18 protein-coding genes are annotated in these 15,041 nt (G+C 60.7%); 5 read left to right on the top strand and 13 right to left on the bottom strand.

What is annotated here, in order from left to right; all coding sequences use genetic code 11:
• Positions 1 to 62 precede the first annotated feature (62 nt).
• On the bottom strand, positions 63 to 263 hold the full coding sequence (locus tag H9X81_RS04320) for a helix-turn-helix domain-containing protein (RefSeq protein ID WP_177503854.1): 201 nt from the start codon (positions 261 to 263) through the stop codon (positions 63 to 65).
• Between the two features lie 247 nt (positions 264 to 510).
• Between H9X81_RS04320 and H9X81_RS04315 the strand changes: the two genes are divergently transcribed.
• Entirely contained in the window at positions 511 to 1,425 is a 915-nt protein-coding gene (locus tag H9X81_RS04315; RefSeq protein ID WP_204720112.1) for a hypothetical protein, read from the top strand.
• Between the two features lie 49 nt (positions 1,426 to 1,474).
• Here the strand turns inward: H9X81_RS04315 and H9X81_RS04310 are convergent, their stop codons facing one another.
• Complete coding sequence (locus H9X81_RS04310; protein WP_204720110.1) at positions 1,475 to 2,878, bottom strand: Sapep family Mn(2+)-dependent dipeptidase; 1,404 nt, start codon at positions 2,876 to 2,878, stop codon at positions 1,475 to 1,477.
• 208 nt (positions 2,879 to 3,086) lie between these two features.
• On the opposite strand from H9X81_RS04310, the gene H9X81_RS04305 reads away from it, so the two are divergent.
• Together H9X81_RS04305 and H9X81_RS04300 are read left to right on the top strand one after the other, a co-directional pair.
• Positions 3,087 to 3,458 (top strand): hypothetical protein, encoded by a 372-nt coding sequence (locus H9X81_RS04305; protein ID WP_204720107.1) that lies wholly within the window; start codon positions 3,087 to 3,089, stop codon positions 3,456 to 3,458.
• Entirely contained in the window at positions 3,418 to 3,672 is a 255-nt protein-coding gene (locus tag H9X81_RS04300; RefSeq protein ID WP_204720105.1) for a hypothetical protein, read from the top strand. Before H9X81_RS04305 ends, H9X81_RS04300 begins: the two co-directional genes overlap by 41 nt.
• 65 nt (positions 3,673 to 3,737) lie before the next feature.
• Here H9X81_RS04300 and H9X81_RS04295 read toward each other — a convergent pair whose 3' ends face one another.
• From H9X81_RS04295 to H9X81_RS04270, 6 genes are all read right to left on the bottom strand, one after another.
• The gene (locus tag H9X81_RS04295) at positions 3,738 to 4,259 is read right to left on the bottom strand and encodes a hypothetical protein (protein ID WP_204720103.1); all 522 of its coding nucleotides are present in this window, start codon (positions 4,257 to 4,259) and stop codon (positions 3,738 to 3,740) included.
• A 3-nt stretch (positions 4,260 to 4,262) separates the two neighbouring features.
• Positions 4,263 to 5,120, bottom strand: coding sequence for a metal ABC transporter permease (locus H9X81_RS04290; RefSeq protein WP_430673028.1), 858 nt, complete (start codon positions 5,118 to 5,120; stop codon positions 4,263 to 4,265).
• Entirely contained in the window at positions 5,114 to 5,824 is a 711-nt protein-coding gene (locus H9X81_RS04285; RefSeq protein WP_177503903.1) for a metal ABC transporter ATP-binding protein, read from the bottom strand. Before H9X81_RS04285 ends, H9X81_RS04290 begins: the two co-directional genes overlap by 7 nt.
• Positions 5,825 to 5,852: 28 nt before the next feature.
• Positions 5,853 to 6,827 (bottom strand): metal ABC transporter substrate-binding protein, encoded by a 975-nt coding sequence (locus H9X81_RS04280; RefSeq protein ID WP_204720100.1) that lies wholly within the window; start codon positions 6,825 to 6,827, stop codon positions 5,853 to 5,855.
• 136 nt (positions 6,828 to 6,963) lie between these two features.
• On the bottom strand, positions 6,964 to 7,302 hold the full coding sequence (locus tag H9X81_RS04275) for a hypothetical protein (RefSeq protein ID WP_204720098.1): 339 nt from the start codon (positions 7,300 to 7,302) through the stop codon (positions 6,964 to 6,966).
• Positions 7,299 to 7,700, bottom strand: a complete 402-nt coding sequence (locus tag H9X81_RS04270; protein WP_204720096.1) for a Fur family transcriptional regulator — start codon at positions 7,698 to 7,700, stop codon at positions 7,299 to 7,301. Before H9X81_RS04270 ends, H9X81_RS04275 begins: the two co-directional genes overlap by 4 nt.
• A gap of 155 nt (positions 7,701 to 7,855) precedes the next feature.
• On the opposite strand from H9X81_RS04270, the gene H9X81_RS04265 reads away from it, so the two are divergent.
• Both H9X81_RS04265 and H9X81_RS04260 read left to right on the top strand, forming a co-directional pair.
• The gene (locus H9X81_RS04265) at positions 7,856 to 8,179 is read left to right on the top strand and encodes a DUF1904 family protein (protein WP_177503865.1); all 324 of its coding nucleotides are present in this window, start codon (positions 7,856 to 7,858) and stop codon (positions 8,177 to 8,179) included.
• Between the two features lie 3 nt (positions 8,180 to 8,182).
• On the top strand, positions 8,183 to 8,494 hold the full coding sequence (locus tag H9X81_RS04260) for a TIGR04076 family protein (protein ID WP_204720094.1): 312 nt from the start codon (positions 8,183 to 8,185) through the stop codon (positions 8,492 to 8,494).
• Between the two features lie 169 nt (positions 8,495 to 8,663).
• Here H9X81_RS04260 and H9X81_RS04255 read toward each other — a convergent pair whose 3' ends face one another.
• The 5 genes from H9X81_RS04255 to murD all read right to left on the bottom strand — a co-directional run bounded on the left by H9X81_RS04255 (position 8,664) and on the right by murD (position 14,811).
• Positions 8,664 to 9,932, bottom strand: coding sequence for an aminotransferase class I/II-fold pyridoxal phosphate-dependent enzyme (locus H9X81_RS04255; RefSeq protein WP_204720092.1), 1,269 nt, complete (start codon positions 9,930 to 9,932; stop codon positions 8,664 to 8,666).
• Between the two features lie 376 nt (positions 9,933 to 10,308).
• Positions 10,309 to 11,202, bottom strand: coding sequence for a GNAT family N-acetyltransferase (locus tag H9X81_RS12000; RefSeq protein WP_204720090.1), 894 nt, complete (start codon positions 11,200 to 11,202; stop codon positions 10,309 to 10,311).
• Positions 11,199 to 12,230 (bottom strand): M42 family metallopeptidase, encoded by a 1,032-nt coding sequence (locus H9X81_RS04245; protein WP_204720088.1) that lies wholly within the window; start codon positions 12,228 to 12,230, stop codon positions 11,199 to 11,201. Before H9X81_RS04245 ends, H9X81_RS12000 begins: the two co-directional genes overlap by 4 nt.
• 1 nt (position 12,231) lies before the next feature.
• A complete protein-coding gene (locus H9X81_RS04240) occupies positions 12,232 to 13,278 on the bottom strand; it encodes a M42 family metallopeptidase (RefSeq protein ID WP_204720087.1) in 1,047 nt (348 codons plus the stop codon).
• A gap of 141 nt (positions 13,279 to 13,419) precedes the next feature.
• Positions 13,420 to 14,811 carry a UDP-N-acetylmuramoyl-L-alanine--D-glutamate ligase gene (gene murD / locus H9X81_RS04235; RefSeq protein ID WP_204720085.1) on the bottom strand — a complete coding sequence of 464 codons (1,392 nt, stop codon included), beginning with the start codon at positions 14,809 to 14,811 and terminating at the stop codon, positions 13,420 to 13,422.
• Between the last annotated feature and the right edge of the window lie 230 nt (positions 14,812 to 15,041).

Below are 15,041 nucleotides of genomic sequence, written 5' to 3'. Positions count from 1 at the left end.
CCCAATATAAAAAAACAGAGCGGAACTGGTTCCGCTCTGTTTTTTTGCTGTGTGCGGGCGGGTTACGGGGTGTCGGTCCGCCCGGTGAGATAGTCCAGCGTTACCCCGTAATAATCCGCCAGCTGCACCGCCCGGTCCAGCGGCAGCAGCCGTTCGCCCCGCTCATATTTGGAATAGAGGGACTGGTCACAGTGCAGGTAGGCGGCAACCTCCTTCTGGGTGAGGTCCCGGTCCTCCCGCAGGTCCCGGATGCGCAGTTTCATCTTTCATCACCAGTGCCACTATAACAAAGGACAGATTGTCCTACAAGCAGAATGGACTATTTGTCCTAAACTCATTTGCCGGGGCGGGAAACGGGGAGGGAGCGGAAACTGCCCAGGAATAAGACAGTGCGCCCACCCTGCCGGAAGCCGCTGCCCCGGACCCCCTTGTATTTCCCGGTGAATTGCGGTACGCTGAAAGGGGAAGCTCTGGTCCCGCGCCTTAAAACCACCGAAAGAAGGGAAGATTATGCAGCCTTTTGCAGCGCTGCTCTGCACCCTTGCGGCTCTGGTCTCTGCCGCTGCCCTGCCCCGGCAGGCGGACACTGCCCTGACCAGCCTCCAGCGCCGGGAATACTATGGCGATGTCTTGGAGGAAGGGGCTTACTTCGACAGCGCACTCATCGACTATGTGGGAACAGAGACCTATGAACAGTGGGTGACTGCCCAGCTGCGGCCCGGTGTGTATCAGTTTCTCGGGGACTTCGGCATCTCCCGGGAAGAACTGGCAGAGATTGTCCAACCGGACATCTATGAGCAGTATATCCGGTACTGGCCTGATGAGGAGCTTCTCAGAGGGCGTCCCGGCTGGACCCAATGGCTCTGGCTGCTGGGAAAGGGCGCCAATGCCGACCTGGCATCGCTCCTGCCCCCGGAGGAGGACACCGCCGGACTGATACAGGCTCTGCTGGAGGAAAACCGAATGATGCTCTATGCTGCCTTCTGCCGGTATCTTGGCAGCGAGGAGGTGGAGGCCTGGATTCAGACCCAGGAAAACGCCTGGGACGCGGTAGCCTGGAGCAATCCCTGGAGTGAGGACTGGGTGGTACCTGACCTGATCGAGGACTTCGGCATCACCGACCAGGAACTGCTGGAATTCATCATACCCTATGCCCAGGAGGCTGCCACGGACCCCAATTCCTTCCTGGCCTGGCGTGTTCCCAGCGATCAGGAGATCATCGAGCACGGCGGCTATGTGGATATCCGGCTGATCAACTATATTGGCAGTGATGCCTTTGAAGCCTGGCTCCGGGGAGAGAACCGCTCCGGAGGAAAAACAGTCTATGACCTTCTCCGGGACTTCGGCATCTCCCGGGAGGAACTGGCGGAGATTGTCCACCCGGACATCTATGAACAATATATCCGGTACTGGCCGGAGGAATAAAAAAGGAGGCTGGATTCCAGCCTCCTTTTTTATTTTGCGCGGTATGGGGTCAGAAGGTGAGATCCATCAGACCTGCCATCGCCAGAATATAGATCTTCAGAGCACTCAGCATGAACTCGGTGTTCACGCCCTCATTGGCACCGTGCATGCTGCCCACAAAGTCGGGCTTCTCGGCATCGTCGTCCGGGCCGAAGCTCACCGCATTGGCAAAATGACGGGCATAGGTGCCGCCACCCATGGTAAAGGGCTTCTTGTCACTGCCGGTCACGCTGCGATAGGCATTCATCAGCACATCAATGGCCGGGGACTCGGGGTGGATATAGAAGGGCTTGTTCACCCGGCTGGGAATAAACTCCGCCTCGCCGGTGGCTGCCAGAGCCTTGCTCTTTTCGATGAGCTTCTCTCCGGTGATGCAGGTGGGGAACCGCACATCAATGGTCTGGCGCAGGACACCATCGGTCATGGAAATGGTGCCGCCGATGCAGGTCAGCGGGTCAAAGACCTCGTCCTGACAGGCAATGCCAAAGGACGAACCATCGGTGCAGGACAGCAGTGTGCGCAGCATCAAGAGATAGGTCTCCTCCTCCGGCGTGCAGAGGTGATTGTCCAGCAGGTAGTTTACCACCAGGCCGATGGCATTCACGGTGCCCTGAGGCTTGGAGGCATGTCCGCCGATGCCATAACCGGTGATGCGTACACAGTCACCCTCGGCAGCGATCTTCACATTCTCGGTTTCCTGAAGAGCGGCGATGTCTGCCTTCACCAGCGCCGAAGCACGGTCGGGCACCACATTGCCGGCTACACCGCCCGCAAAGTCCCGGAGATTGCCCGAGAGCTTCCGGCTCACAAAGGCACCGCCAAAACCGCCCTTTTCACCATAGCCCACCGGGAAGTCGGCATCGGGTGTGAAACAGAAGGCCGGCATGGGGTTCCGCTCCAGATAGTAATCCACATCGGTCATACCGGTTTCCTCACTGCAGCCCAGCAGGACCCGCAGGGTATAGGGAAGGGTCTCACCGGTCTGGTCGCAGTACTCCTTGAAGAACTTTGCCATATACAAAGTCAGCAGAGCCGGGCCCTTGTCATCACTGACGCCCCGTCCGATCAGCCAGCCGTCCTTTTCGATCATGCCAAAGGGATCGCTGTTCCAGCCATTGCCCGCAGGCACTACATCCAGGTGCGCAATGGTGGCAAGCTGGGTTTCGCTCACACCCTTCACATCGGCATAACCCATATATCCATCGCATTCCCCGGCTTCAAGCCCCAGGTTCCGGGCAATCTCCAGAGCGGCATCCAGTGCCTTGCGCACGCCCGGACCATAGGGGGCATTGGGCTCTGCCGGCGCTTCCACGCTGTCAATGTCAATGACTGTCTTGAGATCCCGGATCAGTGCCTCCCGGTTGTCGGCAATAAAAGCATCCACATGCTCTTCGATCCATCTGTGATTCATCATATTCTGTCCCTCCTTGAAGGATTGTTTCTTACCTTCCATTATAGGGGGATTTTCCCGGGGAATCAACTGCCTCCACTCAAAATACAGAAAACCGCCCAAATTTTCGGTCTGCGCCCCGGCGGTTCTGCCGAAAAATCCCCGGTGCGCTTGTAAATCCCTTCCAGACATGCCATACTGAAACTGTACTACTGTCAGGAGGTGCTGTTTTATGAAACTCTGCCGTCTGATGCTTGGTCTGGCGCTCTGCCTGACCCTCTGTGCCTGTACCCCGGAACCGGGTCCCGCTGCCGGAGATCCCGACCCCAAATCCGCTGTGGGTCAGGAACAGCCGGAAGAACCCCCGGTACAGCCTGTTTCCCCGGAAAAGCCCATGCCGGAGGAGGAGGGAACCAAGCCCGCTGAACCCACCGGTCCTGTGCCGGAAAAGCCCTCTGAGCCTCAGGAGCCGGAACTCCCGGCGGAACCTGCGGAGGACGGGGAGGAGATCCTGTACTACCGCAGCACAGGCAAAACCCCGCCAGCCAAAGGAGGAAACTGCCATGGAATTTCCGGAACTCTGGGAACAGATCAAAGCACATGAGGGACAGGTCTTTTACACGGTGCGGGGCAAGGAACTGCGCTACACAGTGCAGGGGAATACCATAATCCCCAGCCGTACCCGCTACCAGCTCTCCCGGGCCGATTTTGAAAAGGCCTTTCAACAGATGCCGTTGTCCGGCCCAGGACAGATCAGCAGCCTGGTCCGGGGGTCGTCCTATATCTATGCGATTCTCTCGGCGCTCTGCCGGAACTGACCCCCAAATCCCTATACAGAACGCAAAAAACGCAGAGGATATTCCTCTGCGTTTTCTTATTCCGGCTATTCCACGGCACATTCTGCCAGATAGCTCATCATAATCCCCTGATCCATCAGCGACTCGTCCAGGGTATAGATCCCGGTGACCGTCACCTCGGCGCCGTCCGCGGGCAGGGTGACCCCCTCCGCCGGCTGGAACTGGAACCCCTGGGCACAGCAGGCCAGGGCGTCCTTGACGATAACCGCATGACAGTCCTCCCCGGTGAAGGGGTGAGGGTAGCTCACCAGCTCCCCCTGCATGCGCACCGTTTTGCCCTCATAGCTCTCCGGCTCCACCATCATATTGTAGACCTCCGCAAAAACCATGGTACTGCTCATGCCGGTGAGATCCACCTCCGCAGCCTCTGTATCGGAGGAGGCTTCGGACTGGCTCTCCGGCTGGGAAGAAGGTTCCTCCGCTACCGGTCCGGACCGGGAGGAACTCTGGGCGGAAGGCTCTGGCTGACTGCTGGAGAGCGGCTCTTCCCGGGCACAGCCGGTGAGCAGCAGGACGGTCAGCAGCAGGGCCCCGATAACCCGGCCCATGGACTAAGCCCTCCGGATGCGGCCTGCCAGGGAGAACAGCCCGAAGGCTGCCAGATCCACTGCCACAATGGTGGACCCCACCGGGGTACCGAACAGAATGGAGAGGATCAGGCCCAGGAAGGCACACACCACCGACAGCACTGCCGCGCAGAGGGTAACTGCCCTGAAGCTGCGGTAGACCCGCATGGCGGACACAGCCGGGAAGATGACCAGTGCCGAGATGAGCAGCGAGCCCACCAGGTTCATAGCCAGGACGATGACCACAGCGGTGACCACTGCCAGCAGCAGGTTGACCATGCCGGTGCGCACCCCGGTGGCGGCGGCGAAGTTCTCATCAAAGGTGACCGCAAAGATCTGATGATAGAACAGCACAAAGAGCAGGGTGACTGCCACTGCCAGACCCACACAGAGCCAGACCTCCCACTCGGTGAGGGTGAGGATGGAAGTGGAGCCGAACAGGGTGGTACACACATCGCCGGCGAGGTTGGTGGAGGAGGAGAAGATATTCATCAGCAGGTAGCCGATAGCCAGTGCCCCCACCGACACCATTGCCATGGCGGCATCACCCATGATCTTTGCGTTCTGGCCGGTGCGCAGCAGCAGTACGGCACAGATCACCGTCACTGCCAGCACCAGGGGCAGTTCACTGGCGAGGTTCAGCACTGCCGCCACTGCCATGGCGCCGAAGGCCACATGGGAAAGGCCGTCCCCGATAAAGGAGAACCGCCGCAGCACCAGGGTCACGCCCAGCAGCGCCGAACAGAGCGCCACCAGCACGGTGACAATCATCGCCCGCTGCACAAAGCTGTACTGAAGATAGAGGCTGAGAAAATCCCACATCTCAGGCAGGGTCATCAGCATGGACGGTTCCCCCTTCCGGAATAGATCTGTCCGGCCCCGGTGGCAAGGAAGCCCTCCCGGGTGCCGTAATACACCGGCTCTCCCAGATAGAGGATATGGCTGGCATACCGCAGGGCTGCCGCCGGATCATGGGAGATCATCACCACGGTCATGCCGTCCCTGCGGTTGAGCTCGTCCATCACATGATAGAGCTCCTCGGTGGCTGCCGGGTCCAGGCCGGTGACCGGCTCATCACAGAGCAGCATGGAATCCGCCGCACAGAGCGCCCGTGCCAGCAAAACCCGCTGCTGCTGTCCGCCCGAAAGCTCCCGGTAACACCGGTCCGCCAGCGGAGTGATGCCCATGCGTTCCATAGCCTGTGCCGCCCGGGCTTTTTCCCCGGCGGAATAGAACGCGCGCAGTCCCCGGCGTCTGCCCAGACAGCCCGACTGCACTACCTCCCGCACCGACGCCGGAAAATCCCGCTGGGCCCGGGTCTGCTGGGGCAGATACCCGATCTTCCCCGCCGAGAGTCCCTCACCCCGGGTGATCTTCCCCGCCAGCGGCGGAATCAGTCCCAGAACTGTTTTCATCAGGGTGCTTTTGCCTGCACCGTTTTCCCCGAGGATAAACAGATAATCCCCGGCATTTACCTCAAAGCTCAGTCCCGTCAGGATCGGACGGTCATAGCCCAGGGTCAGCTCCTCACAGACAAGCTGTGCCATTGTATCATTCCTTCCCTTGCCTGCGGGATCAGGCCAGTGCCTGCCGCAGTACCTCCAGATTTTCCTTCATAATATCCAGGTAGTTGTCCCCTGTCCCTGCCGACTGCATCGAATCCAGCCGCAGGATCGTCTGATCCCCCGATGCCGTATTGGAGCGGATGGTCTCCGCTACCCCCGGCTGAGGACTCTCGGTGGTGAGAATACAGGGCAGCGCCAGTTCCTCGGTCTTGCCCGACAGGAAAGCGATGGTTTCAAAGCTGGCTTCGGTCTCCGCTGAACAGCCCGAAAAAGCCGCATAATACTCCAGGCCATAGTCGTCCATCAGGTACCGGAACGGGAAACGATCCCCTACCAGCACCGTCCTGCGGGCCGCATTCTCCGCCAGAGCGGTATATTCCCCGTCCAGCGCCTCCAGCTCTGCCATATAGTTCTCCGCGTTGGCCTGGTACTCAGCCGCATGGTCCGGGTCCAGTTCGCCCAGTACCCGGGCAATCTCCGCACAGGCGGTCCGGGCATTGCGCAGCGAAAGCCATACATGCTCGTCCGCTTCCTCCTCATGGGCTTCGCCTTCGGCATGGTCGTGGTCCTCTTCCTCCTGCATACCCTCCACAACTTCCTCCTCCAGCACCGAATCCCCCAGCACTTCCATCACACTGAGGGTGCGGCGGTCGGGATTGGCGGCGGTGGCAAGCACCCGTTCCACCCAGGCATCCGATTCCCCGCCGTTGTAGAGAAACAGGTCACACTCCCCGATGGTGAGCATATCCGCCGCTGTGGGCTGATAGCTGTGCAGGTCCGTACCGCTGTCAAGCAGCAGGGTGAGCTGCACCTCCCCGGCCCGGTCGCCGAGCACCTGACGCACCCAGTCGTATTCCGGGAAGATGGTGGCAACAATCTTCAGACTGTCCGAACCCGAAGCCGTTTCGGCCTTCGGGGAACAGCCGGTGAACAGTCCCAGGACGGTGAGCAGGCTCAGTCCCAGGGCCAACATATACTTTTTCATAAAAATTCTCCTTGCCTGATGGCTGGTCCTCGCCCGGCCCTCCCCGCAAAAGACAGAAAAAGGCCGGGGGTCCTGCCGCATGGCGTCCCTTCCGGGAACTTGCGGCAGGCCTCTTGGCTGGCGTATGGGCCAGGACTCAGCAGGAGAGCTTGTCCCGGAGCATCACCGGCGACAGGGCAGTCCGGCTCCCGTCGGACAGGAGAGAGACCGCTGTTCGCCGGGGACGGGGCAATGCCGGAGGTTCCGCTGCCGGAGCCGGAGCGGCTCCGGTGCTCTGGCGCAGCTGCTGGTACTGGGCACAGATGGCACAGTGTTCCCGGGCACAGGCATGGTTCTGCTCGGCGGCGGCAAAGAGAGGCAGGGTCACCAGCGAGAGGGTGAGCAGCACCGCTGCCAGCAAAGCCGCCAGCCGCTTGGAACGGACAGACAGTCGATCCAGCCGGCAAAGGCGGGGCAGATGGGACAGCCGGGTCATGGCTGCACCTCCTGCCGGCACCGGGGACAGAGCCCATAGAGTGCCGTGCGGGTGAGATCCAGCGAAAAGCCCTCCCCGGCAGCCATGCCGGTGAGCAGGCTGGCGGCAGCTGAACTGAGATGCACGGTGCGTCCGCAGCGGGTACAGGTCAGGTGCAGATGGCCCCGGCAGTTCTCGGCGCCCACATACTGCACCACTGCCTCCCGGCTTCCCGGACGGCTCTCCCGGCGGATCAGCCCGGCGGCTTCCAGCTCGGCAAGGTTCCGGTATACCGCGCTCAGGCTCACGCCGTCCGGCTCCACACCGGCGGCGATCTCCCGGACCGTGAGCGGCTGGTCCGGGTGATGGCTCAGATAATCCAGCAGGGCTTCCCGCTGACGGGTGGTATAACGCGGCATATCCGTTTCCTCCTCAATTTGCGAATCATTCGCAAATCAGCATACCAGAATCCACCCGGTCTGTCAAGCCGGAGGCGGTGTTTTTGCGCATCTGTCCCGGTTGTGATATACTATACTTATCCGTTTTCCACCCGATTGAGAAAGGAGTATTTCTTATGCCTCAGGTCATTGTCAAGGGTATTTCCCGGGAAAAAACCGCCGCTCTGGCTCCCCGGATCGCTGAAACTGTGGCGTCCATTATCGCCGTTCCGGAGGAATGGATCGTGGTCGAACACAATGAGGTCGCCTTCTTCCGGGGCGGCAAGGCCGATGCCCGGTCCGCTATGGTGGTGATCCAGTGGAAACAGCGTCCCAAGGAGCTCCAGGAAAAGGTTGCCAAAGCTCTGGCTGACCTGCTGCTGGCTGAGGGCTCCAGACCGGTGGAGATCATCTATCAGAATCTGGACATGGACGATTTCTATGAGTACAAGGGGGAATAACCCATGTCGAAATGCCGGATCACTGTGGTGAAAAAGGATCTCTATGCCGATCTCATCGCCCGGTACTGTGACCCCGCTACCGTCCCCTGTGAGGTGTTCGAAGTGGGGGACGAGTTCCTTGTGGACCGGGAGAGCTTCTTCAATCTCCGCTTTCAGAAACCCTTCTGCTCCGAAGCCTGGAACGCCATCAGCACCTATGTATTCACCATGGTGCAGGGCGGCGAACCCTCCTGGGCGGTGAACCACACCATTCTGACCTGCTGCAATGACGGCGCCCGTCCGGTGGTGTTCAAGCTGGAACACATCGACGACTGATCCCTTCCCACACAGAAAAAAGGACTGTCTGGAAAACAGACAGTCCTTTTTTCATGAAAAACCATGGGTTTGTATCAGAGGCCCCGGCTCAGGCCTTTCCACAGCCCCAGCAGAAACACTCCCGCAAAGAGAACAGGCACAAAACAACCGGACATGATTTTTCTCTCCATTACAGCTTGAGCGCGCCCTGCTCCAGCATGGACTGGAGGGCGAGCTTGAGGCCTACCTTGCCCGAGGGATAGGTGAGGGCGCCCTGCATCCAGGCGGCGTAGGGTTCGCGGATGGGGGCATCGGCGGACAGCTCAATGGAAGCGCCCATGGTAAAGGCGCCGGCTGCCATGATGACCTGGCTCTCATAGCCGGGCATATCCCAGGGCTCGGGGGTGACATAGGCATCCACCGGCGCGCCCTTCTGGACGCCCTGGCAGAAGGCCACCAGCGACGCCTCATCGCCCAGGGTGATGGCCTGGATAATATCGGTGCGCTTCTCGTCCCAGCGGGGAGTGACCGCATAGCCCAGATTCTGGCATACCGCCGAGGTGAGCACCGCTGTCTTGACTGCCGCAGCCACCACCGTAGGCGCCAGGAACAGGCCGATGAACATATTGCGGCTCTCACCCAGGGTACAGCCGACCTCTTTGCCCACGCCCGGGGCAGTGAGCCGGTGAGCACACAGCTCCACCAGATCGGCCCGGCCTGCTATGTAACCGCCGGTGCGGGCAATGCCGCCGCCGGGGTTCTTGATGAGCGACCCGATGATGAGTTCGGCTCCCACCTCAGTGGGCTCCTGCCGCTCCACAAACTCCCCGTAGCAGTTGTCCACCATGACGATGGTGTCCGGACTGGCCTTCTTCACCAGCTCCACCACCCGGGCGATCTCTGCCACTGTCACCGACGGACGCAGAGTATAGCCCCGGCTGCGCTGGATATAGGCCACCCTGGCTCCCTGTACCGCCGCCGGAATGGCATCAAAATCGATGTGTCCGTCCGGAGCCAGCTCCTGCATCTTGAAGGTCACGCCCCACTCCTTGAGGCTGCCATGGCCTTCTCCCCGGAGACCTACCACCTCTTCCAGGGTATCATAGGGGCGTCCGGTGAGGGACACAATGGTATCCCCGGGCCGCAGCACGCCGAACAGCGCTGTGGTGAGGGCATGGGTGCCGGATACGAAATTGTGGCGGATCAGGGCGTCCTCACAGCCGAAGATGTCTGCCAGTACCGCATCCAGGGCTTCCCGTCCGATGTCGCCGTAGCCATAGCCGGTGGTGCCTGCGAACATGGGCTCACTGACCCGGTTCCTGATAAAGGCAGCCAGTACCTTCCGGGCATTGTAGTCGGCGGTATCGTCGATCTGCCGGAAAATGCCGGCACACTGTTCCTCGGCCTGACGGCAGAGGGTTTCGATCCTCTCATCTATGGTGAAAAACGGTTCTTTCATGGTAGTTTGATCTGTCCTCTTTTCTGTAAAAATCGTATGGGAAATCCGGCTCCTGCCGGAGAGAAAACATATTTGGGGGCGGGGCGCCGGGCTACCGTGGGTAATATAAAGCCGAACACCGCTCGGCGCAGGGGGTGAAGCCCAGACCGGTATAATATTTTACTAGGCCAGGTGCGGCGGCGGGAGGTTTTCTTCTGAAAACTCACAGCCGCCGGGCAGTAACGCTTCCGCACTCCTGTCCCGCCCCGAATTTGGTGAAGCCAGATTCGCAGTGCCTCAACACACCCCACCTGCGAATTTGCTTTGCAAATTCGCAGCGCCTCAACGCCCGACCTTGCCACGAATTTGCGAAGCAAATTCGCTGCGCCACAACGCTTCAGCGTTGTGGCCAGTATAGGGCCGAACACCGCTCGGCGCAGGGGGTGAAGCCCAGGCCGGTGTAGTACTCCACCAGGCTGGGCTCGGCGGCGGTGAGGTAGGGAGTACAGTCCAGATAGCGGATATACTCCAGGCACCGGCGGATGCACTGCCGGGCCAGACCCTGTCCCCGCCAATGGGGGAGGGTCGCCACCGAACTGATCATCGCCGACACCGGCGAGATATTGTACACCCCCGCTGTGGACACCAGCTCTCCCTCCCGGGTGAGCCCGCAGAGATAGCTCTCCGCTTTCTTGATGCGGGCAAAGGTATCCACATACCACCCCGGGAAGGGGCTGTTCTCCCGGAAGCCCTCAAAACACTGGCAGATCACCTCATACATCTCCCGCAGCTCCCGGTTCTCCACAAAGGCATCGGCATCGCTGTCCAGATGGTCGCTGTATATAAAATTCCGCTCGCTCAGCACCGCTGCCGGCGGGAAGCCCGGCTGGCCTTCCCGGTCAAAGTCGTAGGTCATCACCATCTGGCGCTGACGCAGCCGGTAGGGAATCCGGGGAAGCAGCTCGTCCATAATGGGGGAGAGACACTCCACCTCCATGGCGCCGCTGCCCGCTATAAACTCCGCCAGCTCGTCAAAGTCCACGTCCGGGTCACAGGCAATGCACAGCGTCCCCTGATACCGGGCCGCCACTCCATGGGGATAGCCCTCATGGATCTCGGAGGGCGGGAAGTCGGGGTTCTTTTTGTCCGAATAGATGATCCACAGGTCACAGAAGGGATAGGCATTGGCATAACAGCAGTACCAGCTGCAGATCCTCGCCCCGATGATCGGTTCCACACAGCAGAGGTCGAGAAATTCCTCCCCCTGCAGGGGATTGAGATAGGCGATCACAGTTCGCCTGCCCGGCTCACTGCCAGACGCACCAGCCGCAGGGTATCCTCAACATCCCGCTCCGAAGCGGTCACCGCCTGGCTGTGCAGATACCGGCAGGCCACCGAAATCCCCATGACCTCCGAACCGGCTCCGGCAGTCTGTACGGTCCGGGCTTCATTGCCGCCGGCAATGAGGGTCTTTTTCTGGGTGGAGATTCCCGCCTCCGCTGCCAGCTGTTCCAGCCACCGGGTCAGCCGCCGGGGATAGATGGTGCCCCGGTCCATATAGGAGATCACCGGGCCGGCTCCCACCACCGAAACCTTTTTGGCTCCGTCATTGCCCGGGAGATCGGACGCCGTGGTGGTCTCGAGGATCAGGCCGATGTCCGGCTGAACCGAACCCGCTGCCGCCTTGGCTCCGATACAGCCGTTCTCCTCCTGGACGGTGAAGGCGCCGGTGAAGCTGTACTCGCTCTCCGAGAGGAGCAGTTCCAGCAGGAAGGCACAGCCCAGACGGTTATCCAGCGCCTTGGCCCGGACAAAGCCCTCCCCGAACCGGGCATAGTTCTGGGCAAAGCTCACCCGGTCGCCCAGGGTGACGGCGGCTTCGGCCTCCTCCCGGCTCTTTGCGCCGATATCGATATAGAGGTTGTCCGCTTCGGGCGGGGCCGTGCGCTCCGCTGCCTTCTGCTGATGGACTGCCTTGAGTCCCACCAGGCCGGGCAGCAGCTTCTGGCCCACATACACCCGCTTGCCTGCCATTACCTCGGGGGAAACGCCTCCCACCGGGGCAAACCGCAGCAGGCCGCTGTCCTCAATATAGGTGATGAGATAGCCCACTTCGTCCATGTGGGCGGTGATGAGAAGGGATTTTGCCGGGGTCTGCCGTCCGGTCTTCTTCACAATGAGATTGCCCAGGGCATCCACCCGGCAGTCACAGTCCTCCCGGCCCTGGAGCGCCCGGAGCAGATACTCCCGCACTGCGTCCTCCTGTCCCGATACTCCCGGCAGCGCCGTGAGTTCCCGGATTCGCTGGGTCAGTTCCATGTCAGTTTCCCTCCTTCGCAAGATCCTTGGCAAGATCGGTGATATAGGCGCAGAGCAGTTCCGCTGTGGCCTTTACATCTTCCGGCGCCACCGTCTCCACCGGGGTGTGCATATACTTCTGGGGAATGGAGAACAGCACGGTACGCACCCCGCTGCCCGATGCCGCTATGCAGTCCGCATCGGTGCCGGTGCTGCCGCCCATGACCTCAAACTGCAGGGGCAGTTCCTGTTCCTTTGCCACACGGCGTACCCGGTCGGTTTCCCCATTGTCGAGAATGGGGGCAATGCCCAGCATCACGCCGCCGCCCATCTTGCCGCAGTTGCGGGCGGGGACATCGGGGGTCACCGCAAAGGACACATCCAGTGCCACCGCATAATCCGGGGCGATCTCCCCGGCGGCGGTCACAGCTCCCTGGGAGCCCACCTCCTCCATGGTGGTGAACACATAGGAGAGCTCCAGCGGGAGATTTTTCCCGGCAAGCTCCTCCGCCGCCAGGATCACTGCCGCACAGCAGGCCCGGTCGTCCAGCGCCTTGGCGGATACGCTGCCGTCCAGCAGCACCGCCGGTTCACAGTCGATGGTCACACGGTCGCCGGGGCAGACCAGTTCCCTGGCCCGCTCGCCCGAAAGACCCAGATCCACTGCCACTTCGTCCGAGGCAGGGAGTTCCTTTTCCTCCTTACGCAGATGGGGCGGCACCGAGGAGATCACCCCGGAGAGCGGTCCCGACGCGGTATGCACCGTCACACAGGACGAGGCATACAGCTTGCGGTCCACTCCGCCCACCTGGTTCACCCGCAGGAAACCGTCCTCCTCAATATGGGTCACCAGAAATCCCACTTCGTCCATGTGGGCAGCAGTCATCAGCTTTTTGGGAGCGCCGGCATTCTGCACGGCAATCACATTCCCCAGCGGGGTGCGCCGGCAGTCTGCCGCCGGCCTGAGCAGTTCCCCGATCTTTTTCGCAATGCCGCCCTCATCACCGGATACCCCGGTACAGGCGGACAATTCCAGCAGCAGCTGGCGGATTTCCTCTATGGTTCGCATGAAACGCCTCCTTCCTGTCCTGTCCCTGGTCGGACAGGACGGGCTTTGTGTAAAATTTATGTAAAGCACCGGTTTTGGGGCGTTTTTCTGCCCGGATCACCGGTTTTTTCTTCTTATAGTGGGAGGGAGTTCTGTCCCGGCTCAGGACAGCGCCCGTACCAGCTCCTTGAAGTGCTGTCCCCGCACCTCGAAGTTCGGATAGGCATCAAAGCTGGCACACGCCGGGGAGAGGGATACAATATCCCCGGGGACAGTCTCCTGCCGGGCCAGTGCCACCGCTTCGGGCAGATCCTTCGCCCGGAGAATCCGGCACTGAGCCGGGTCATACTTGGGGCTTGCCTTCACTGCCGCTTCGATCTTATCAGCGGTGGGACCGGTGAGGATCAGCAGCTTCACCCGCTCCGCCACCGGGTCTGCCAGCGGCTGGAAGGGGATCTTCTTGTCATAGCCGCCGGCGATGATGCAGAGCTTCTGATTGAAGCTCATCAGTCCCGCAATGGTACGGGTGGGGTTGGAGGCAATGGAGTCGTTGTACCACTTGACGCCATCAAGCTCCCGCACGAACTCAATGCGGTGCTCCACTCCGGCAAACTCCCTTGCCACAGTGCGGAACAGCTCCGGGGAAACCTCGCCCCACAGCGCCGCAATGACGCCAAGGAAGTTTTCTACATTGTGCATGCCGGGAATGCGGATCTCCTGCATGGGGAAGAGCGCCACATCGCCGGTTTCATCGATATGATGGAGGACGCCGTCGGTGTCGAGATATGTTCCACGGGAAACGGTTTCCCGGCGGGAGAACCAGTAGAGATCCCCCCGGACCTCCTCAGCCATGGAACGGGTGATGTCATTATCCCAGTTGAGCACCGTCCGGCTGAAGGCGTCCTGATGGCGGTAGAGATTCTTTTTCGAATCCACATACTCCTGCATATCCTTGTGCATATCCAGATGGTTGGGCGCCACATTGGTGATGAGGGCGGTATCAGGACTGCGGCGCATGGAGATGAGCTGGAAGCTGGAAAGCTCCACCACAGCGGCATCTTCGGGCTTAACCTGGTCGATGACCGGCAGCAGCGGCGCGCCGATATTGCCGCCCAGATGCACCGTCCGGCCCGACCGCCGGAGCAGTTCGGCGATGAGGGTGGTGCTGGTGGTCTTGCCGTCCGAACCGGTGATGCCATACACCGGACAGGGACAGAGCGCCAGGAAAAGCTCCAGCTCACTGGTGACTGCCACACCCCGGCGGCGGGCTTCGGTGAGTTCAGGGGTATAGAACTTCATGCCGGGGGTGCGGAAGAGCACCTCCTCGGTGATGTCCCGGAGGTAATCGGCGCCCAGCATGAGCCGGACTCCCATCTGAGTGAGCTCCCTGCCGAAGTCGCCCAGTTCCTCAAGGCTGCGGCGGTCCCGGACGGTGAGCCGGGCTCCGGCAGCGGCATACTGACGGATCAGCTCCCGATGGCTGACACCCACTCCGATAAAGCCGATGGAGCGGGTCTTGATCATGCTGTGGTACTGTTCCAGTGTAAGTTTCATAGGAAACGCTTCCTCTCTGATTGGGTGAAAATTGGGATTCTTTCTCCCTTTTATTCTATCCCCGATTCTTCTTTTTTAGCCGGGGCCAGGGCATAAAGATTCTGCCTTGCGGCAAAAAGTTCCCCTCCCCGGACGGCACCCGTTCCGGGACAGGATTTACAAACCCCATTATAATCGTTCCCGCCGGGGATGGCAACCTTTTCCGGCCTGGAGAGCGGAAAACCGCCCTG

It is taken from the genome of Hydrogenoanaerobacterium saccharovorans (genome assembly GCF_016901815.1).
Lineage (GTDB): Bacteria > Bacillota > Clostridia > Oscillospirales > Ruminococcaceae > Avimicrobium > Avimicrobium caecorum.
This window is presented reverse-complemented; position numbering and strand designations above follow the sequence as displayed.